The following is a 22725-nucleotide window of genomic DNA, read 5'->3' as shown; positions in this document are numbered from 1 at the left end:
AACTAATTATTAATCACAAAAATCAACTAACTCTATTTTTATAAGACAACCATTTTTTTAAAAGTTGGTAAAGTAACCACTTTTTATTTTTCCACAAACCAAATAAGTCTAACTATAATGAAGAAAATAATACCATATTATTTGCTATGCTTACCACTTTTCTTTTTTCTTGCTAATTGTAGCAGAGATGAAGTTGATGAGTATTATGCAAGACCCGACGATCTTGAACCCCCTATTTACCAACAACTTGAAACTGAAGGTAATTTTCAAAATCTAATAAAACTTATAGAAATTGCCGGATATAAAGATATTCTAGGGAAAGCAGGATATTGGACATTAATGGCCCCAAATGATGATGCTTTTACCTCCTTTTTTAAGGAACAAGGTGTTTCAGATATTTCGCAGGTTGATACTATAATAGCATCAAAAATTGTAAAATACGCTCTTATATATAATGCATTTCGTACCGAAAGACTTTCGGATTATCAATCTAATATTGGTTGGGAAGTGGATTTAGCTTTTAGACGTCGAACAGCTTACTATGATGGTTTTGAAAAGAGGACTATTAATGGTTCGCCAATGGTAGTTGTAGGATCTAATCGGAACAATGTTGAAGGGGGAGATTATTATATTCCAGGAGACAATAATAATAAGTATGTCTCCTATTTCACAGAGGAATATATGAATGCAGCTTCGTTAGGAAGTTACGATTATAATTACTTTTTTAAGGATGAAATATATACAGGGTTTAATGTTTTAAACTCCGAAGTTGTGCAGGCCGATATAGTTGCTGAAAATGGTATTATTCACGAGGTAAATAAAGTAATATTACCACCATTAAATCTTGACCAAAAAATAGAACAAAGTTCAGATTACAGCTTGTTTTATGAAATGTTAGAAGATAATTTAATTAGCTATAATTTCGATCAGGAGGCAACAACAACGTATAGAAATTATACACGTAATTCTGATGATGTTTATATTAAAGTATACGATCCTACCTTATCATTTTCTCCAAATAATGAAAACTTTCTAAAAGCAACAGATAATGATGGGCAAAGTGATGCCTATACCTTAATAGTTCCCAATAATGAATCATTACAGATATTTGTTGATGAGATATTATTGAATAAATATTCGTCTTTAGGTGAATTACCTAAATATATATATCAAGATTTTTTTAATGCTCATATGATACAAGCCGCAGTATGGCCATCAAAAGTATCAGGATATAGTAATGCTCTTGAAGAAGATATTCGTATTGATATGGATACAGATGTTGTTGAAGCAGAAATTTTAAGCAACGGTTTCTTCTATGGAACGAGTAGAGTACAAGAGTCTAATTTGTTTTATTCTGTTTATACGTCTGCTTATCTTGATCCAGGCTTTACGCTAGCCACTCGATTGTTTAATGATGGTTCTGGATATCGTGAAATAATTAGTAATATCTATAGTGATTACACGTTGTTTTTACCTTCCGATGAAGTTTTAATGGATTTAGGATATAATTATGATATAAATCGATCAGAGTGGGTATTTGTTTCTCCTGAAACAGGTAATGAGGTACGAGGTAGCTTAGCACGTGCTCGAATTTTAAGGATATTATACAATGGTATTGTACCTACCCCTAATATGGAATTAAATGATCTTTCTGGATCAGGTATTATCCGATCAGGAGATTTCGATTTACCAGGTGAATACATTAAGTGGAACAATAATCAAGTATTTGCTGCAGGTAACGAGGTTCTAGAAAATACTGTAAATATTTTAGGATACGAAGATAAGGAGAATGGACGTACTTATTATATCGATAAATTATTAGAATTTAGCGAAGAGTTTCAAGGTGTAGATTTGGCTGAAATCGCATCTGAACCTGACTCTAAATTTGCATTTTTCTTTGAGTTCTTAAAAAATTCAGGATTGTACGATGAAGCCTCAGGAGCAATCGATGGTATTGAATTGGGGACTCCTTTTACTTTTGTAATTCCGAGTAACGATGCTATTAAGCAAGCCGTTATGGATGGAGTCTTACCAGGAGACACATTAACAGGAGAACCAAACTTTGTTCCAGCAGATGATACGATTAAGGATGAAATTGCAAATTTTGTGAAATATCACTTCCTTACTAATCGCACAGCTTCTGACGACGGTTTAATCAATGGATTAACAGAAACACTACTTAAAACAGAGTTTGGCGAGAAAACTTATGTCAATATAGTATCTGCAGTAGGTGATCTTAGCTTTATCGATTCAAGCAATAGAATAGCTACTTACATTCCTCTCGAAAGTAATCATTTAGCCGATCGTACTCTTATTCATTTAGTAGATAATTATCTTTTTTACACGGAATAAATATGAAATATAATATAACCAATTTACTTTATAGTTTTTCACTTGTATTGATTTTCTTTACATCATTCCAGTTGTCTGCACAATCCTCCGGGCAAGTGGTCAGAGGTCAGGTCGTTGATGCAAAAACAAAAGAACCAATTATGGGGGCAACTGTTATTGAACAGGATGCCGAAAACAGAACCTTAACGGGAGGAGTTGCCGATTTTGATGGTAATTTCGCTCTTCGTGTAAAGAGTACAAATCATAAATTAGTAATTTCAACCATTGGCTACGCATCTCAAACCATAGATATTGGAAATAAAAGGAACTTTACAGTTCAATTAGTTGAAAAGGTTGAAGGTTTAGATGAAATTGTAATTAATGCCTCTAAAGGGGATGATGATGGACTTTTAAACATAGCAGACCGTGACTTAACAACAAGTGCAGTAACCATAAAAGCTAGTGAGGTGCAAGATACACAGGCTGCATCTATTGACGAAGCACTTCAAGGGAGAGTTCCAGGAGTAGATATTACAGCCAATTCAGGAGATCCTGGGGCAGGTATGCAAATTCGTATAAGAGGTACATCCTCTATAACAGGGTCTTCAGATCCCTTAATAGTAGTAGATGGGATGCCTTATGAAACATCTGTTCCAGCAGACTTTAATTTTGGAACGGCAGACGAGCAGGGTTACGCAGCACTATTAAATGTAGCACCGTCCGATATTGAAAGTATTACCATCTTAAAAGATGCTGCAGCTACGGCTATGTGGGGTTCACGTGCAGCTAGTGGAGTTTTAATTATAAACACTAAACGTGGTGCTATAGGAGCTCCGAAAATAGGGTTCTCGTATACAGGTACAGTCCAACAGCTGCCAAATACTATTCCTATGTTAAGTGGTGATCAATACTCTCAATTAATTCCAGAAGCCTATATGAATCGTACAGGGACTCCTCTAAACAGTTTAACAATTAAAGAATTTCAGTACGATCCACAAGAAGTATACTATTATAATAATTACGGTAATAATACTGATTGGATAGATGCCATTACACAAACAGGACTTACTGGAGAATATAATCTTTCTATGCAAGGTGGGGGTGAAAGAGCGCGTTACTATTCTTCAGTAGGATATTATAATTCTAAAGGAGTTACTAAAGGCACCGCTTACGAAAGAATTAATGGTCGTTTAAATTTAGATTATGTGGTTTCAGACCGAATTAAATTTAAAGCAGACATTTCATACACACATACAGATACCGATAGAAATTATGTGAATTCTTTTGATACATCAGATAGAGATAGATTAAGAAGTGTAGCCTACGGTAAAATGCCAAACATGAGTATTTATGAGTATGATGATCTAGGAGATATTACACCAAACTATTTTTCACCTGAACAGAACATCCAAGGGGGATATTCTAGAACTTATAACCCTCTGGCAATGGCAGAATTTGCGACCAATAATCAGGTAGGAGAGCGCATAGTTCCGCACTTTTTTGTAATGGTAGATATAGTACCAAATAAATTAATATCTACGTTCGATATTCAGTATGACTTTAATAGTACTAAAGCAAAGTCGTTTTTACCACAAAATGCCACGGGTAGGCCGTTTACCGAAACGGTTGTAAACCGAGCTTCTGACTCTGATATTGATGCTACAAGTATTACCACAAAAACAAATTTTATTTATACTCCTAATTTGGGAGGCAAACATAGTTTTAAATCTGTTTTGTCAATTCAGTCTAATGACTATCGATATGAATCACACGAGGCTTTAACATCTAATACTGCGTCCTCGTTGTTAACCGACCCTTCGGTGCCTTCAAGAATTCAAAATTCTGAGTTAAAACTTTATACTAATAATAGCCAATCTAGAAATATAGGAGCATTAATTAATGCTCAATATGGATATGATGATCGATATTTAATAAATGTAGGACTTCGTGGTGATGGTAATTCGAAATTCGGTAAGGATAACCGCTATGCTTTATTTCCGTCTATTTCTACACGTTGGAGAGTTTCAGGAGAACAATTCATGAAAAACCTAGATTGGGTAGATGATTTTAGTATTCGTGCTAGTTTAGGGCAATCTGGACGTACCCCTCGTTATGATTATCGATACTTTAATTACTATAGTAACTATTCATCTGAGTATTTAGGAGAAAATGGAGTTTATCCCGCAAACATACAGTTAAATAATTTACGTTGGGAAACATTAACAGGTGGTAACATTGGATTTAATATAGAGCTGTTTGATAGAAAAATGATTTTAGATGTTGATTTATATAAAAATAGAACTAAAGATTTATTATTTGAAAATATTGATATTACTACTGTTTCTGGTTATCCTGGTTTATCAGACCAGAATGTTGGAGTTATAGATAACCAAGGTTGGGAGATTGGTTTATATACCACACCACTAAGAACAGAAAAATGGCGAATAGATTTTAATTTTAATATTTCTAGAAATGAAAATATTATTCGAGAAATTTCAGAATTCTATCCTAACGAAAGTGGTAATATAGACCGAAACGGTGAATATAAACGTTTTCTACAGGTTGATAATCCGTTTGGTTCGTTTTATGGTTATAAATTTAAAGGAGTGTATTCAGATTTGCAATCTACCAAAGCTTTGGATGCTAGTGGTAATGTAATTGTAGGTCCTAATGGACAGGAGGTTTACATGCGATTTAACTATCCGAATGTAGATTATACATTTCAACCAGGGGATGCCATTTATGAAGATGTTAATAAAGATGGTAATATAGATAGTAGAGATGTAGTTTATTTAGGTAATAGTAATCCTAAATTCACAGGAGGTTTTGGTCCGTCTATCTCCTTTAATAACCAATTTAAATTACAATTATTCTTTACATATCGTATCGATTATGATATTATTAATGGTACAAATATGGTAACAACAAATATGTATAATTATGATAATCAGAGTACTGCGGTATTGTCGAGATGGAGGAATCCTGGAGATGAAACAGATATGCCTCGTGCTGTTATTGGAGGAGGCTACAACTGGTTAGGATCTAGCCGTTATGTAGAAGATGCCTCCTTTTTAACATTTAGAACAGCCACTTTCAGTTACAATTTTAGCAAAAACGTTATAAAGAGTTTAAGGTTAGATGATTTAAATATGTACTTCACTGCAGATAACATTATGACTTTTACAAATTATCGAGGTCAAAACCCTGAAGTAAATATGAAAGGAGGGGATCCTTTTGGGATAGCAATAGATTATTCTCGTACCCCACCAACAAGACGTTTTACTATAGGATTAAGAATGAGATTTTAAAAAATAATTTAACATGCGAAAAATAAAAATATTCAACCTAATCTTTTCTGTAGTATTTCTAGTACAGTCATGCGACAGTTATTTAGATTTACAACCAGAAGATGGAACGACACGTAATGAGTTCTGGAAAACAAAAGAAGATGTACGAGCCGCTGTTTTTGGTATTTATTCAGGACTGTTAAATACCCCAAACTCATCTACCTCCATAGCAGAATACATTTTTATGTATGGAGAGTTGAGAGGGGGTATGGTAGGTGCAGGTTTGTATTCTGCACCAGATCAAAGAGATATCATTACAACAAATATTTTACCATCTAATACGGTGGCCTCTTGGGGGGCATTCTATACGGTAATTAATTTTTGTAATACTGTAATAGATTTGGCACCGGGTGTTTTAGAGCGAGATCCAACTTTTACAGAAGAACAGTTGGATCAATATATATCTGAAGCTTTAGCAATTAGAGCGTATTTGTACTTTACCCTAGCAAGAACATTTAGAGATGTTCCTTTAAAATTAGAAGCTACATTATCAGACGACGATAATTTTCAAATCCCAACTACACCCCAAGCTCAAATATTTGAGCAAGTGGTAATCGATTTAACGACAGCTTTAGAATCAGCAATTGAGGATCATGGAGATATTCCATCTAATAAGGGACGTATAACAAAAAACACCATAAATGCCATGCTTACAGATGTTTATTTATGGCAGGAAGACTATACAAACGCAATAATGGCCGCCGATGCAATTATTGGTTCGGGAGAAGGTTACCAGTTAATTCCAGGTAACACGTCATGGTTTACAACCGTATTTGCTAGAGGAAACTCTACAGAAAGCATTTTTGAGTTTCAATATACTGCAGAAAACAGAGGGCCTTTTTATGAGATTTTTTTGCAACGCCCGGAATATTTAGCAGATGCTAAAGTGTTGGAAGACGTTTTTGGGTTAGATTTCCAAAATCCAGAGAATAAAGATGTTCGTGGAGAACGAGCCTCGTTAGTTCCTGGAACTAACGAGATATACAAGTTTACAGGATTAAATAGTGATAATAGAAAAGCTTTAGAAGTTTCTGATACTCATTGGTTTGTATATCGTTATGCCGATGTTTTACTTATGAAAGCAGAAGCTCTTAATGAGTTAGATAGGGGAGGTGAAGCTTTAGAAATTATTGAAGAAATTCGCGAGTCTAGGTTGGCAATTGACTTGACAGCTGAACACGTTTCAGGTGTAGATAAGAACGGGGTTCGGATGTACATTTTGGCTGAAAGAGCAAGAGAATTAGCCTTTGAAGGTAAACGTTGGTTCGATGTTTTGCGTAATGCTAGAAAAGATAATTATGCTTATATAGATATTATAATTGGGATTGCAATTAATTCAGCGCCCGCAAATCAGCAACAAATTATTATTGCAAAGCTGAAGGATCCTAACAGTCATTATTTGCCAATATCGGAGTATGAGTTGTATACAAACAAAGCCCTAGTGCAAAATCCATTTTATAAATAAAAAATTATATCATGAAAAATATATTCAAACTATCCCATGTGTTAAAATTTGTGTGTTTATCGCTTTTTGCAATGGTTGTTTTATTTAACTGTGCAGAAGAAAAGATTAAAGAGTCCACAGATGAGACTCTGAATATTACAGAATATTTAAGAGCCAATCCAAAAGATTATTCACTTTTTCTTGAGATTTTAAATATTACCAATTATGCTTCATTTATGAATACCTATGGAACATATACGTTGTTTTTACCTACTAACACTGCTGTAGAAATGTATATGGCGGATTTAGGAGTAAATAATTTAGTTGATGTACCTCTTGAAGATCTTGAGGAATTAGCAAAGTTACATATCCTTGAACAAAAAATTTTAACAACCTCTTTTACAGATGGTAAAATTAGTGCGCCTAGTATGCAAGGTCAATTTTTAATTACAGGTGCAACTAATACCGCCGAAGGTTCAAGTATTACTGTTAATAAAACATCTAATATTATCACTTCAAATATCGAAGTAGGTAATGGTATTATACATGAAGTTGATGAAGTCCTAAGAGTAGCAACAAGAACAATTGCTGAAACTATAGAAAGCAATCCCTCTCTTTCCCTATTTACAGATGCCATTAAGGCAACAGGTTGGTATGATAAGTTAGACCTTCCACTTACGTATGTAGATAGTATACCTTCTTATTTAAGTGTTGTTGCACAAACTGATGAGGTATTTTCAGAAGCTGGATTTAATAATTTCGACGAGTTAAAAGCACGATATAGTCATTTAGACGACCCAATGAATCCAGAAGATAGTTTGAATTTATTTGTTGCATATAGAATATCTCCGGGTTTAAATTATTTAGCAGATTTAGCGGTTACACCAGCTTTACTAACTAAAGCACCTTTAGAAGTAATTAGTATTAAACTAGCAGCCGATAGTCTTTTAATTAATGAAGAAACATTTAATGGAGTACTAGAAAAAGGTGTCCAAATTGATAGAGCTCCTAGTGATGAAACGACAACTAATGGGGTTGTACATTATATTAAAGAAAATTATTTCATTAAAAAACGTTTACCTGCACCTGTTTATTTTGATCTGGGAGATCAGCCAGAATTTAGACAATTAAGCTCTGTCTTTAGAGTCCCAGGGATGTCAGCTTCACTTACTAATGATGAACTCGCAAGTGTTACTTGGGAAGGTAGTCCAAGTATAACCTATTCTAGTTTCGATTTAGGCGATTCTAGCAGGCCAGGGTGGCATGGCGACGTACTAGATATTTTACGTTTACGAGATGGGTATATTAATAATATAGAATTTGATACGCCTGTAATTATTAAAGGTCAATATAAAGTTTGGATTTCTTGGCGTCAAAATGCTAGGGCACCTAATTCTGTGCGAGCTTATTTTAACGATACCCAATTAGCAAGAACATTTAACATGACGGAATATGGAGATACTAGTACCCCAGAACGAGTGCTAGAGTCCCAAGGCTATAAACGCCATATCGACCCTGCTACCTCTAGATATAATTGTAGGTTATTAGGGATTATAAATGTAGAAACAACGGGAAGACATAAATTTAGACTGCAATCTTTGGCTTATGCTGGAGGTAACAGTTGGTTTGATGTGGTTGAATTTAGACCAGTAGATATGGATCAATTGTATCCTAAGTTTGAAGCAGGAGGAGATGGACTTATCTACGAGTAAAACATGAAAACTATTAACTAAACTAATCCAATAAGGATGAAGATATATATATACAAATACTCTAAAGCTATTTTAGCAAGCATAACACTTTTAGCTGTTATATCATGTTCAGACCCATGGGATGAGCATACCAAGAATTCAGATAATAATTTAAATGAGAACTTAGCGGAACGACTTACCAGTATTTCTGAAACTTCAGAATTTGGAAAACTGCTTACAGAAACTGGTTACGATCGTGTTTTAGCTAATTCTAAAACCTATACAGTTTGGGTACCAACAAATGATGCTATCAAGGAGGTGTCAAGCAACGAACTAAGTGATTTAGAAAGTAAAAAAATATTTGTGAGTAACCATATTGCATTAACTGCTTTTGGGTCTGTTTCTAACCAAGATACAGTTATAGTACAAATGCTATCTAATAAGAATTTAGAGTTTATAGGAGGCTCCGTTATGGATGGTTCTAAAGTTGTTACAGCAGACCAATATACATCCAACGGTTTATATCATGTTGTAGACGATGCGCTTATTCCTAGAGCAAATATTTGGGAATATATTAATAGTATAGAAGGCAGTAATGTAATGAGTGCTTATTTAGTATCTCTTAATGAATTCAATATTTACCAATCGGATAGTATAGCTAAAGCTAATGCAGAAGTGATGCCAGAGTTATATGCCGATTCATTAACAAATTCATATTTAAATAACGTATACAATTTAAATAATGAGAAGAATAAATACACTTTCTTTTTATTAGATGATGATGACTTTAAGACCGAAGTTGAAAAACTAGAACCTTATTTATTGAAAAGTAATTCTGATTCTACAAAAACCTATGCAAGCTACTTTGCGACAAGAGACTATGCTTTCTATAAATCGGTAGCCAAAGAAAACCTTCCAGATACTTTAATATCCAAATTTGGAGTAAAAGTACCTATAAATAAAGCAAATATTATTAATGAAATACATTTAAGTAATGGTATGCTTTACGTTATGGGAGATATGGATGTGCCATTAGAAACACGATTGTTAACCACAAAAATAGAAGGTGAAAATCCTGGTGGATTTAGTCAAGGGGATAAACGAGCTAATACTTTTTATAGAGAAAAAGAAGATTTAGGTGGGGTGTTATTTGAGGATATTATGGTGCAAAATCATGGGGTACCTCTGTTTTCAATTTATTATGGTGCTAATGATCTTTATAGTACAAAATATGAAGTGTATTGGAGAGCTATTAACGATATTCAGGAAAATACATTTCAACAACGTTTAAGTTTTGGAGGTGTGTACAATGAGTTAGGAGAGGTAATAGATCCTATTGCCACTCTAGATTATATCGATGTTGTTCCAGATGTATATGATGAAAACTATATTGGAGAGTTTACTTTAGAAGAAGCAGGTAAATTAGATATTATATCGCTAATTGCAGCAAACTCAGGAAGTAATGGAGTAAACACATTAACCTTAGACTATATTAAACTAGTACCAGTTATTAAATAACGTCTTTTAAACTAACTATTATGCTCAAAATATTTAAACTAACCGGTCTACTTTGTATACTAATATTTGGTGGGGCTTTGGGGAATCTTTACGCACAAAGTGAACTAGATTCAGTCACTGTAAATACCCAAACAAATAAAGGTATCGAAATAAATGGCCTTATTAAAAATGCTAAAACAGGGAAAGAAATTTCGGGAATTAGTATTGCCGTAAAGGGTTTTTCGGCAGCAATTTCAGACGATTTTGGAAATTTTACTATTAAAGTCCCGCACTTAAACACATTACTATTAGTAAGTGCAGAAGGGTACCAAAGTAAAGTTGTTCCATTAAACAATAGAGAAAGTGGTATTGAGATCAATCTTTTTGAGGCTAATTATTCTCAATTTTATCAAACAACAACCTTACCAGGAAGCGACCAATTACAATATACTAATTCAGAATCGGCTCATGTTGTAGATTTCGAAAAAGATCAATGGGGAAACCCAGTAAATCAAACAGTCGGTAATTTTTTACAAGGCCGTGTTGCTGGTCTTAATAGTGTAGGGAAATCTGGAGTGCCTGGCAGTGGAGCTTATCTTACCTTAAGAGGTTTTAATTCGCTATATGCTACAAATAAACCGCTTATTGTAGTAGATGGTATGTTGTATGATGATGAAGATTATGGTTCAGGAATTATTCAATATAATACATCTTCTCCTTTAGGGATGATTGATGTTAAGGATATTGAAGATATTACGGTACTAAAGGATGGTTCTTCAATTTATGGGGTAAAAGGAGCCAATGGAGTAATTGTCATTACAACAACCCGTCCAACCGAACTAAGTACAAAAATAGATTTCACCATGTATGGAGGACTTAATCAAAACCCAAAGCAGCAACCTGTTATGCGCCCTTGGGAATTTAGGCCTTATTTATCCCAATTAATGGCTTCACGTGGTGATAGCCAAGATGAAATAGCAAATTCAGCTTGGATGAATGATAATGCACAAAGCGAATCGTATTATCCATATCACAATGTGACTAATTGGCAGAATCAGGTGTTGAAAAGTAGTGCCAATCAAAATTATTTCTTAAAGATTAGAGGAGGTGATGATATTGCTAAGTATGGTATATCTGTTGGGTATCTTAATAATGAAGGAATTATAGGAGACTCAAATTTAAAACGTTATAGTACCAGACTTAATGCCGCTTTACGTCTTAGTGATAAATTGTTTGTTGATGCAAATTTATCATTTATATTCAATGAAGAAAATCTATATGATCAAGGTCTTGCTTATAAAACAAGTCCTCTACATTTAGCAATTACCAAATCACCTTTTACAGCAGTAAATGTGATTGATAACCAAGGGGATGTATCACCAAACCTTTCAGATGTAGATATGTTTAATATTGGTAATCCAATGGCCATCATAGAAAATGGTATTGGCATTAATAAAAACTACCGTTTCTTTGGGAACTTTAATATAGACTATACTTTTAATAGCGATTTTAAAGCTAATTTAATTTTTGGTTTAACTTATAATAAGGAACGTGAGCGATTTTTTATTCCAGATTTGGGAGTTGCGGACATAGTACTTCCTACAGCTATTGCGGGTAACCGTAGTGGGAGTGAAATACAGCGTTACTATTCATTGTTTACTGATTCTTACTTGTCGTATAATAAAAGTATAGGATTCAAACACAATTTCGATGTTCGTTTGGGAGTGCGTACCCAATCTAACGAATCTGAAAGTGATTTAGGTTTAGGTTATAATTCTGCAACAGATGATTTTACAACCGTTGGATCAGGAAGTAACTTGTTAAGGTATGTGGGAGGTCAATTAGGAGATTGGAATTGGGTTAATAGCTATTTAAGTTTCGACTATAATTACGTGAATAAATATTTTATAACCTTAAATTCTGCTTACGATGGCTCTAGCCGATTGGGAGAATCTGTAAACTTTGTTCCAATGGGGTCTGTATCGGCAGCTTGGCTTATATCTTCAGAAAGCTTCATAAAGAATTCACACATCATTAATCTTTTAAAACTTAGGGCGTCTGCAGGTTTAAGTGGTAATGATGATATAGGCAATTATACAGCTCAACAATTATACGTATCTCAAAATCTATTAGGAATGCAAGGGTTAGTTAGAGGAAATATTGGAAATCCTGATTTAAAAAAGGAAACTGTTACTAGATTTAATTTAGGATTAGATGTTGCGTTGTTTAACGAGAGGTTAAATGCAACTTTCGATGTGTATTCTAATAAAACTACCGATATGATTACTTATGAGTCAACAAGTACAGCAGTTGGATTTGATTATATGGCTACCAACAGTGGTAGTATGCGTACAAAAGGGTTTGATTTAGGTCTGAATAGTAGATTTATTAATTCTCCCAATGTACAATTTGATTTAGGAGTTAATTTGGGAGCATATAAAAATGAAGTGTTAAATATTCCAAATGAAAGAATAATTACAAACTTTGGTGGGGCAACTTATATTACTCATGAAGGCCTTGATGCAAACTTATTTTATGGCTACGAAGCAAACGGAGTTTACAGTACAACTGCTCAAGCTAAAGCAGAAGGATTGTCCCGACGGTTAGATAGTGGCACATTAGTGCCTTTTGGAGGAGGAGATGTTATTTTCACGGATTTAAATGACGATAAAATTATTGATGAAAAAGATCGTAAAATTATAGGTAATCCCAATCCAGATTTAACAGGTAGTGTTAATGCAAATTTCACGTTTAAAAGATTTACACTTTCTGGTTTGTTTAACTTCTCAATTGGTAATGATATATACAACGGCGTACGTCGTAGTTTAGAATCAATGAGTAGTTACAATAATCAAAGCATTGCAGTAAATAACCGTTGGGTAGCCGAGGGACAGCAAACTACAATTCCTAAAGCAGCATGGGGGGATCCTATGGGTAATGCTTCATTTTCAAGTCGTTGGATAGAAGATGGCTCTTACATAAGGCTTAAAACTTTAATGATATCCTATGACGTGGATGTTCAGTCTAATTTTGTGAAATACTTAAAATTATACGCAAGTGGAAACAACTTATTTATAGTAACCGATTATTTAGGCTTCGACCCAGAGTTCAGTGCGACATCTTCAATTTTTGGTCAAGGTGCGGATATAGGACTTATTCCACAATTTACTACAGTTCAAATGGGATTACGTTTAGGATTTTAAAGAAATTAATTTTTGATAAAAACATGAAAACAATGATAAAAATAACTAGAAATAAAGCCACATTGGGAGCCTTAATTGCGCTTCTATGTTTCACGTCTTGTCAAGACTATCTAGATATAGATCCGAAAGATAAATTAAACAGTGATCAGGTATATAATAATGTGTTTGATGCCGATGCAGCTGTAATAGGTATTTATGGAAAGTTTATGGGCTTAGCTGAAAAATACATTATTCTTAATGAGTTAAGAGCTGACCTAATGAGCCCAACTACCAATGCAGATATGTATTTACAGGAAATAAATGAACATGCTGTAACAAAAGATAACCCATATGCTAATCCTAAAGACTTCTATGAATTAATAAATAATTGTAATGATGCTCTTAAGAATTTTAAAATAATGGATGATGAAAATGAGATAGATCAAAGTGAGTTTAATGAACGTTATTCAGATATTGGAACCCTTCGTAGTTGGTTGTATTTACAGTTAGCTATGCATTATGGAGAAGTACCTTATGTTACGGAGCCTATTGAAAATATAGATGATGTTAAAGACCAAAGTTTATATCCTAGACTACCCTTAAATCAGCTTATTGATAAATTGATTGATTTTACAGAATCATTACCTTATACAAATCCATATGGTGTTAATAGTTCTTTAGTTATAGATGTAGATGGTTATAATACAGCTAAATTCTTTGTTAATAAGGAATGTGTGTTAGGTGATTTATATTTATGGGACAATGATTATCTTCAAGCAGCTTCTCACTATAAATCCGTAATGGAAACGTCAAGTAATAGTGGTAGTGATTCGGAGCGCTATAATGTTTATCGTATTAAATATGCTGAATTAGCAAGTAATGATGATTTAGCTGTGGGATATATTCGATATAGAGAGCAAGATGGTTCCAGCTTAATTAACAGTAATACACAAGGTTGGCGATCTATGTTCGCCAGAGAGCAAGATGCTTTATGGAATACTGAATGGATATGGTCTTTACCTTTTGATAGTAGTTTTGCTCCTAAAAATCCATTTATAGATTTGTTTTCTAATCAAGGTGGAGAATATGTCGTTAAGCCTTCTCAGGAATCTATGGATCTTTGGGATAATCAAGAGCAACGAAATGGGTTTCCTTATGATGCGCGAGGAAAAAAGTTTTCATATAACATTATTAATGGGCAACCTGTCATTATGAAATATTTATTTAAATATTTAGATTCAGACACACAACTACCTATAGATGTTTTTCAAACAAGTGGGGATTGGTTTTTATATCGCGCAGCTACTTTACATTTAAGATATGCAGAGGCAGCTAATCGTGATGGGTATCATAAAATAGCCGATGCACTTCTTAATTTTGGTATTAAAAATGCTTATTCTGTTGAAGGAACGGTTGATGTTACAGATATAGAACAAACTCATCAACCATTTCCTTATGATTTCGATGCAAGACAGGGCGATTACCCTTATTATAGAGGTAATTGGTATAGAAATACAGGGTTACGAGGTCGTGCTTATGTAGAGCGAGCAGAAGTTTTTGGAGATAGTTTAATATCTATAGAAAACAACATAATTAAAGAAAGTGCGTTAGAGCTGGCCTATGAAGGTAATCGTTGGGGGGATTTGGTTCGTGTAGCTTTACGTCGAAATGATCCATCCTTTTTAGCCGATAAAATTTATTACAAATTATCTAAGGATGGTAATTCAAAAGCAAGTGAAGTTAGAAGTAGACTTATGAACCCTAATAACTGGTATATACCTTTTGTTTGGAAAAACGAAGAATAGATTTTAAATGATTTATCACAGATCTAGACGTAAAAGTTTAGTATTTCCTTCTGTCTTTTAGGATTGAAATTAGATTTTATGTTGATAAATAAGTGTTGTTATTATTAATATTCAGTATTTTTAAGTACTTCATTTTGGGTGAATTTCTTAGCACATTTATTAAATTTATTTTAATTAGTGTATGATGAAGATATAAGCGAGATTTCCCTGGTTGGATTTCTCGTTTTTTTATATTCTAGTTTTAGTAAATATATCGTAATAAAAAAGTGAAATTTTAATGGGAATTTATTGTTAATTAATTTTTATATCTCCTAAAGGATTTTTGTGTAGTTGAAATGAATAATAGTGACAGATGTTAAAGACATTAAATATTAATAAGAATATTTTTATCAATTTTATATTTCTATTGTTGGTTGTAATTGCAGTTCATTGTGTAATATGCTTGCGTGAGATGCATACTAATTCTTCAGGTTTAATAGAAGACGTTCCATAACATAGTAAATTGTCAACTGTCAACAAGGAAAGACACTAAAGAGTATTTATACTTTTTTCATTTTTTAAGAAAAAAAAACATCTAAATTTTTATAAAAAACAAAAAACTAGTATAGTTAATTTTTTTTCTAGTTAATTATTTTTTGCGTATTATTGTAAGTGTAAAAACAACACTTGTATTTTTTATGAGACTAATAATTTGATTTTATAATAAATAAATTCTGAAAAAATGAACAAACAAAATAATCAGCATGCAGCAGATAATATTAGAGCATTAGCTGTTGCTATGGTAGAAAAGGCGAAATCAGGTCACCCAGGTGGCCCTATGGGTGGTGCAGATTTTATGCACATTTTATACTCAGAATTTTTTAATTATGACCCTACGGATATGGAGTGGCCTTTTAGAGACCGTTTCTTTATGGATGCTGGCCACTTATCTACTTTAATGTACGCACAGTATTACCTATTAGGAAACTATGCTAAAGATGATGTTGCTAATTTCAGACAATGGGGTTCTAACACACCTGGTCACCCAGAAGTTGATGTAAAACGTGGTATTGAAAACACCTCTGGACCATTAGGGCAAGGACACACGATGGGTGTGGGAGCTGCTATTGGTGCGAAGTTTTTACAAGCTAAATTTGGCGATTGGATGAACCATAAAGTTTATGGATTTATTTCTGATGGTGGTATTCAAGAAGAAGTTTCTCAAGGTGCTGGGCGTATTGCTGGACACTTAGGCTTAAGCAATTTTATCATGTTTTTCGATTCTAACGATATCCAGTTATCAACATCTACCGATGAGGTGACTACCGAAGATACGGCTATGAAATACGAGTCCTGGGGATGGAAAGTTGTTACTATCGATGGGCATAACCACGACGAAATTAGAAAAGCGTTAAAGGATGCTAATGCTGAAACAGAAAAACCAACCTTAATTATTGGTAAAACCATTATGGGTAAAGGTTGTGTAACTGCCGATGGTGGTATGTTTGAAGGTTATTGCGAGTTACATGGTCAGCCAATTGGAGCTACTGGTGCCGATTACGAAAAAACATTAGAAAATTTAGGAGCAGACGTTAATAATCCTTTTGAGATTTATCCTGAAGTAGCCGATTTATATAAAAATATTATTGCTGAAAAAACAGCCAAAGCCGCTGAAAAGAAAGCAGAAATTAATACGTGGAGGGAAGCTAATCCTGTATTAGCAGAGAAATTAGACTTCTTCTTCTCTGGAGAATTACCAGAATTAGATTTTAACATTCCTCAAAAAGAAGGTTTAGCAACTAGAGCAGCGTCTTCAGCAGTTTTAGGGTACCTTGCTGAAAATGTAGAAAACATGATTGTGTCTTCTGCTGATTTATCAAATTCAGATAAAACCGATGGTTTCTTAAAGAAAACTCACGCGATGAAAAAAGGTGATTTTTCAGGAGCCTTTTTACAAGCTGGTGTTGCCGAGTTAACTATGGCTTGTATCGCAAACGGATTAGCTTTACACGGTGGTATCATCCCTGTGGTAGCAACATTCTTCGTGTTTTCAGATTATATGAAACCAGCCATTCGTTTAAGTGGTATTCAAGAATTGGGTGTTAAATATGTATGGACACACGATGCTTTTAGAGTAGGAGAAGATGGTCCAACACACCAACCAATCGAGCAAGAAGCGCAAATTCGTTTACTTGAAAAATTAAAAAACCACAGCGGAAACCCAAGTTTCTTAGCGTTACGTCCTGCCGATTCAGCAGAAACAAACGTAGCTTGGAAAATGGCGCTTGAAAATAAAAATACACCTTCTGGTTTAATCCTTTCTAGACAAGGTATTAAAGATGTTGCTCCTCAAGGCGCATCAAGATACCAAGAGGCTTTAGCTGCCGAAAAAGGTGGGTATTTAGTGAAAGAAGTTGAAAACCCAGATGTAGTGCTTATCGCAAACGGATCTGAAGTTTCTACTTTATTAGCTGCTGCTGAAATTTTAGAAGCTGAAAAAGGCTTAAAAGTAAACATTGCTTCTGTAATTTCTGAAGGTGTTTTCAGATTACAATCTAAAGCCTATCAAAACAGTGTTATTCCACAAGACAAACCATTATTTGGTTTAACAGCTGGTTTACCGGTGAACTTAGAAGGTCTTGTTGGTGCTAACGGAAAAGTGTTTGGAGTCGATCATTTCGGTTATTCTGCGCCTGCAGGTGTATTGGACCAGAAATTCGGATTCACAGGCGAAAAAGTAAGCAACGAAGTGTTAGATTATTTAAAAACAGTATATAAAACTATATAATTATGAAATTTTTTATTGATACAGCAAACCTTGAAGATATAGCTGAAGCACAAGCATTAGGTGTTTTAGACGGAGTAACAACAAACCCATCTTTAATGGCGAAAGAAGGCATTATGGGAGCTGATAATATTTTAGGACATTACACAAAAATATGTGATATTGTTGAAGGTGATGTTAGTGCCGAAGTAATTTCAACTGATTTTGAGGGCATGATTAAAGAAGGCGAAGAGCTTGCAGCTTTACACCCACAAATCGTGGTAAAACTACCTTTAATTGCCGATGGTATTAAAGCGTGTAAATACTTTTCAGATAAAGGCATTAGAACTAACGTGACTTTAGTATTCTCTGCTGGACAAGCTTTATTGGCAGCAAAAGCAGGTGCTACTTATGTGTCGCCTTTTATTGGAAGATTAGACGATATTTCTACAGACGGTTTAAACCTTATTGCAGAAATTAGACAGATTTACGATAATTACGGTTTCGAAACTCAAATTTTAGCAGCCTCAGTACGTCACACGATGCACGTTATTGATTGTGCAAAATTAGGATCTGATGTAATGACAGGACCATTATCATCTATTAAAGGTTTATTAAAACACCCTTTAACGGATATCGGTTTAGCGAAATTTTTAGAAGATTACAAAAAAGGGAATTAAGAATTTTAAAAATTGGTTATAACTTTAAATAAAAGTCGTTGCCCTTTTTCTTATCGTATTTATCACTATCAAATTTATAAAGGTATGATCCCTTCGTAGAAGAGGTCATATCTTTTTCATCTAATTTTATTAAAATATCCATTGAGTTTATTTTATTTATAAAATTTCGTTTATCCAATTCTTTATCTAAAATCGCCTCGTATAATTTTTGAAGTTGGCGCATAGTAAACTTTTCGGGTAAAAGTTCAAAACCAATCGGATTGATGGATGTTCTTCTTCTTAAACGTTTTATAGCTTTATCGAGCATTTTATCATGATCAAAAATTAAATGGGGAACGTTGGATAGGCTAAACCATTTAGCATGAAAGTTTTCGGTTAACTCTTCATTATATTTTTCAATATTAATAATAGTATAATACGAAGTAGAAATGGTTCTTTCAACAGGATCCCTATCAACCTCACTAAATGAATATAACTGCTCCATATAAATATCGTTCATCCCGGTTAGGTTAAAAAGTATACGACTAGCAGCTTCGTCTAGCACTTCATTTTTTTCAAAAAACCTCCCATTAACGACCACTTTCCTTTTTCTGGTTCAAAATTTCTTTGAATTAATAGCACCTTTAAATCTTCATTATCAAATCCAAATATTATACAATCTACTGCTAATAGAACCTTATCTTCTTTACTATAATTATTTATCATTGAGTTTTTTTTGACGGTAAATGTACAATAATATTAAAAACTTTAAGAAAATCATAATAATATATCGTTAATAAATGTAAAAACAACATTTATTAATATTTTAAAAAAAACACATCCAAGGTGTTTAATTCTTAAAAAAAGCATAAAATTATTTGGTAAATTAAAAAAACTTCATTTTCTTTGGAAGTGTACAAATGACACTTGTATAGAAACAAACTATTAACTAACTTTAAATTATTCTAAAATGGTAACAACCAAACATTTTATTAATAATCATTTAACATTAAGACTTGTAAAGCGTTTTTGTGTAATGATTATGGTTTTGTTGTCGGCAAGTATTTATGCCCAACAGAAAACCATCACAGGAACCGTAACATCTGCCACAGATGGTATGACACTGCCTGGTGTTAATGTGATATTGAAAAATACGACAACAGGAGCTGTATCTGATTTTGATGGGAAATACTCAATAGATGCATCTGCCGGTGATGTATTGGTATTTCTCTTTTTAGGTTACAAGCAACAGGAAGTTGTAGTAGGTAGCCAATCAACTATCAATGTGAAATTAAATGAAGATATATCTGCATTAGATGAAGTTGTAGTGGTAGGATATGGAGCTAAAAAGAAATCAGATCTAACAGGTTCTGTAAGTGTAGTAGATGTAGATGATGCAAAGAAAACTATTACTTATGATGTGGCTAAAATGCTTCAAGGTCAAGCGCCAGGGGTAACAGTACAATCTTCTGGTGAACCAGGTGGCTTTGTGAATATAAAAATTAGAGGTATTACATCTTTCAGAAATAATAATCCCTTATTTGTAATAGACGGAGTAATTGTAGATAATCCTTACGATTTTGCTACAGGTGATATTGAATCTATACAAGTGTTAAAAGATGCATCCTCTGCTGCTATTTATGGGGCTCGTGGGGCAAATGGAGTGGTTATAATAACTACTAAAAAAGGTAAGGAAGGTAAATTAGACCTTAGTTATAAAATGACTACAGGATTTCAAAATATACCAAAAAATAGAAGATATGAATTAGCAGATAGAGAGCAATATCAAGAATTAGTTAGAACCGCAGAAACTAATGCAAATAATCAAGGTTTTGGAGTGCCTACTTCGCCTGCTAATTACCCAGATAGTAGCTCATTTATTAGTGATGTTGATACAGATTGGCAGGACGAAGCATTTACCACAGGTGTTTTAGAAAACCATACTTTAAATTTAAGTGGTGGAGCAGAAACTTTAAATTATAATGTTAATCTTGATTATTTTAAAAATACAGGTTATTTAAAAACTCCCCAAGAATATGAGCGTTATACAGCAACTATGAATATTAACGGTCAAAAAGGTAAGTTTAAATATGGTTCTAAGTTTTCATATTCCTTATCAGATAAAGAAAGCTTTAATGAATATAATGCAGGTACAAGTTCAATAATTAATCTATTACAGGCCATTCCAACAATGCCAGTTTATGATTCTAATCGTTTAGGAGGTTACGGAGGAACCGATGGTATCACACAACGTGCTATTTCTTTAAATGTTATTGGTTTTAATAATTTAATTACAAACGAAAATAAAAGAAATCGATTTGTTGGAAATGCATGGGGGGAATATGAAATACTAAAAGGATTCAAATATAAATTAAGTGTAAGTGCAGACCGTACTAATTGGGATTCAAGATTTTTTAACCCAGAAAGTGATTTAGGATGGTATTATATAACAACTGCAGAAGAAGCTGCACTAGACGTTAATAGTGGTAATACTACAAGGACTATTATAAATAATTTGTTAACCTATGATTTTAATTTAGGAGAAAAGAATACGTTTAACTTATTAGGGGGTATTATCCAAGAACGTAATCAATATTATAACTTAAGAGCTAGAGGTGTTGGTTATGCATCAGGTACTATACCTCATTTAGAATACGCAGACAATAGAGATGCTTCTGAATATGAATCAGAAGAAACTTACAAATCTTATATCGCTAGATTCGATTATGCTTATGATGATAGGTATTTATTAACAGCAAATTTCCGTCAGGATAAATCTTCAAAATTTGCGCAAAGAAATAATACCGGTAATTATTATTCTGTATCTGGAGCTTGGAAAGTTCATAATGATTTTAATTTACCAGAGTGGTGGAATACCTTTAAAATTAGAGGAGGATATGGACAGTTGGGTAATAATACGATTGGTTTATATGAATTCGCTTTAAATCTTAACCCGTTTGCAAGTTATAATTTTGGAAACGAATTGGCTCCAGGAACAACAGTAGTGAAAATAGTGGACAATGATATAAAGTGGGAAGATACAGAATCGACTAATGTTGCTGCAGAATTTGGTATGTTAAATAATAGATTGCAATTTACTGCAGAATATTTCATGAAACAATCTACAGATTTGTTAGCAGATATTCCAATTCCATATTCTTCAGGTTCATTTCCAATTTTATTGACTACGAATGCCGGAACAGTTAGAAATACAGGATTAGAATTCACCTTAAGTTATGGTGATAGCAAAGAAAATTTCTCTTATCATATATCTGGTAATTTAGGAACTTTAAAAAATGAAATTTTAAAAATCGGAGTAGACGATACACCTATTTCTGCAGGAGTGAGTAGAACCGAAGTTGGTCGTTCTGCAGGAGAATTATATGTGTATGAAACAGAAGGATTATTTCAATCACAAGAAGAAATAGATAACCATGCTTTTCAATCTGGAGCAGCACCTGGAGATGTTAAATTTAGAGATGTAAATGGAGATGGACAAATTAGTGACGAAGATAGAACGTTTCAGGGTAATGTTATTCCTAAACTAAATTTTGGTTTAAACTTAAGCGCTAGTTATAAAAATTTAGATTTTTCTTGTTTTTTTCAAGGAGCAGCTGGTCATAAAATATACAACGGTACCTATCAAAACTTAATGTTGGGAGACTTAGTAAACAGCTCTACAGATATGTTGAATTATTGGACTCCAGAAAACACAAATACAAATATTCCACGACCTGTAATTGGCGATCCAAATGCTAACAACAGGGCTTCAGATAGATTTATTGAAGATGGGGACTATGTTAGACTTCAGAGTCTGGAATTAGGTTATAACATTCCAATAGGAACTAAGGTGTTTAAAAGAGCTCGAATTTTTGCATCAGGTCAAAACTTGTTTGTAATTACAGATTATAGTGGTTACGATCCGGACTTTATTAGTGATGGATTATTTAATAGAGGATTTGAATTTGGATCTTTCCCTAATCCAAGAACTTTTGCTATAGGTGTACAGTTAGACTTTTAATAGAA

10 protein-coding genes and 1 pseudogene are annotated in these 22725 nt (G+C 33.5%); 10 read left to right on the top strand and 1 reads right to left on the bottom strand.

Annotated features, from left to right (window positions below):
• Positions 1-117: 117 nt before the first annotated feature.
• The 9 genes from A9D35_RS05835 (at position 118) to fsa (ending at position 18720) form a co-directional block, all read left to right on the top strand.
• Positions 118-2352 (top strand): fasciclin domain-containing protein, encoded by a 2235-nt coding sequence (locus A9D35_RS05835; RefSeq protein WP_066220269.1) that lies wholly within the window; start codon positions 118-120, stop codon positions 2350-2352.
• Between the two features lie 2 nt (positions 2353-2354).
• The gene (locus tag A9D35_RS05830) at positions 2355-5639 is read left to right on the top strand and encodes a SusC/RagA family TonB-linked outer membrane protein (protein ID WP_066220266.1); all 3285 of its coding nucleotides are present in this window, start codon (positions 2355-2357) and stop codon (positions 5637-5639) included.
• Positions 5640-5652: 13 nt separating this feature from the next.
• Positions 5653-7143, top strand: coding sequence for a RagB/SusD family nutrient uptake outer membrane protein (locus A9D35_RS05825; RefSeq protein ID WP_066220263.1), 1491 nt, complete (start codon positions 5653-5655; stop codon positions 7141-7143).
• A gap of 11 nt (positions 7144-7154) precedes the next feature.
• Positions 7155-8834: a fasciclin domain-containing protein gene (locus tag A9D35_RS05820; protein ID WP_066220259.1), complete on the top strand. Its 1680-nt coding sequence runs from the start codon at positions 7155-7157 to the stop codon at positions 8832-8834.
• A gap of 36 nt (positions 8835-8870) precedes the next feature.
• Complete coding sequence (locus tag A9D35_RS05815; protein ID WP_066220257.1) at positions 8871-10331, top strand: fasciclin domain-containing protein; 1461 nt, start codon at positions 8871-8873, stop codon at positions 10329-10331.
• A 20-nt stretch (positions 10332-10351) separates the two neighbouring features.
• Entirely contained in the window at positions 10352-13513 is a 3162-nt protein-coding gene (locus tag A9D35_RS05810) for a SusC/RagA family TonB-linked outer membrane protein (protein WP_066220254.1), read from the top strand.
• 32 nt (positions 13514-13545) lie between these two features.
• Positions 13546-15297 (top strand): RagB/SusD family nutrient uptake outer membrane protein, encoded by a 1752-nt coding sequence (locus A9D35_RS05805; protein ID WP_066220251.1) that lies wholly within the window; start codon positions 13546-13548, stop codon positions 15295-15297.
• A 721-nt stretch (positions 15298-16018) separates the two neighbouring features.
• Positions 16019-18064 carry a transketolase family protein gene (locus A9D35_RS05800; protein ID WP_066220249.1) on the top strand — a complete coding sequence of 682 codons (2046 nt, stop codon included), beginning with the start codon at positions 16019-16021 and terminating at the stop codon, positions 18062-18064.
• Between the two features lie 2 nt (positions 18065-18066).
• Positions 18067-18720, top strand: coding sequence for a fructose-6-phosphate aldolase (gene fsa / locus A9D35_RS05795; protein ID WP_066220246.1), 654 nt, complete (start codon positions 18067-18069; stop codon positions 18718-18720).
• Positions 18721-18736: 16 nt separating this feature from the next.
• On the opposite strand, the pseudogene A9D35_RS05790 reads toward fsa, so the two are convergent.
• Positions 18737-19425 (bottom strand): annotated as a pseudogene (locus A9D35_RS05790) (NUDIX hydrolase).
• A 244-nt stretch (positions 19426-19669) separates the two neighbouring features.
• Between A9D35_RS05790 and A9D35_RS05785 the strand changes: the two are divergent.
• On the top strand, positions 19670-22720 hold the full coding sequence (locus A9D35_RS05785) for a SusC/RagA family TonB-linked outer membrane protein (protein WP_066220241.1): 3051 nt from the start codon (positions 19670-19672) through the stop codon (positions 22718-22720).
• Positions 22721-22725: the final 5 nt, after the last annotated feature.

It is taken from the genome of Formosa haliotis (assembly GCF_001685485.1).
Taxonomy (GTDB): domain Bacteria; phylum Bacteroidota; class Bacteroidia; order Flavobacteriales; family Flavobacteriaceae; genus Formosa; species Formosa haliotis.
This window is presented reverse-complemented; position numbering and strand designations above follow the sequence as displayed.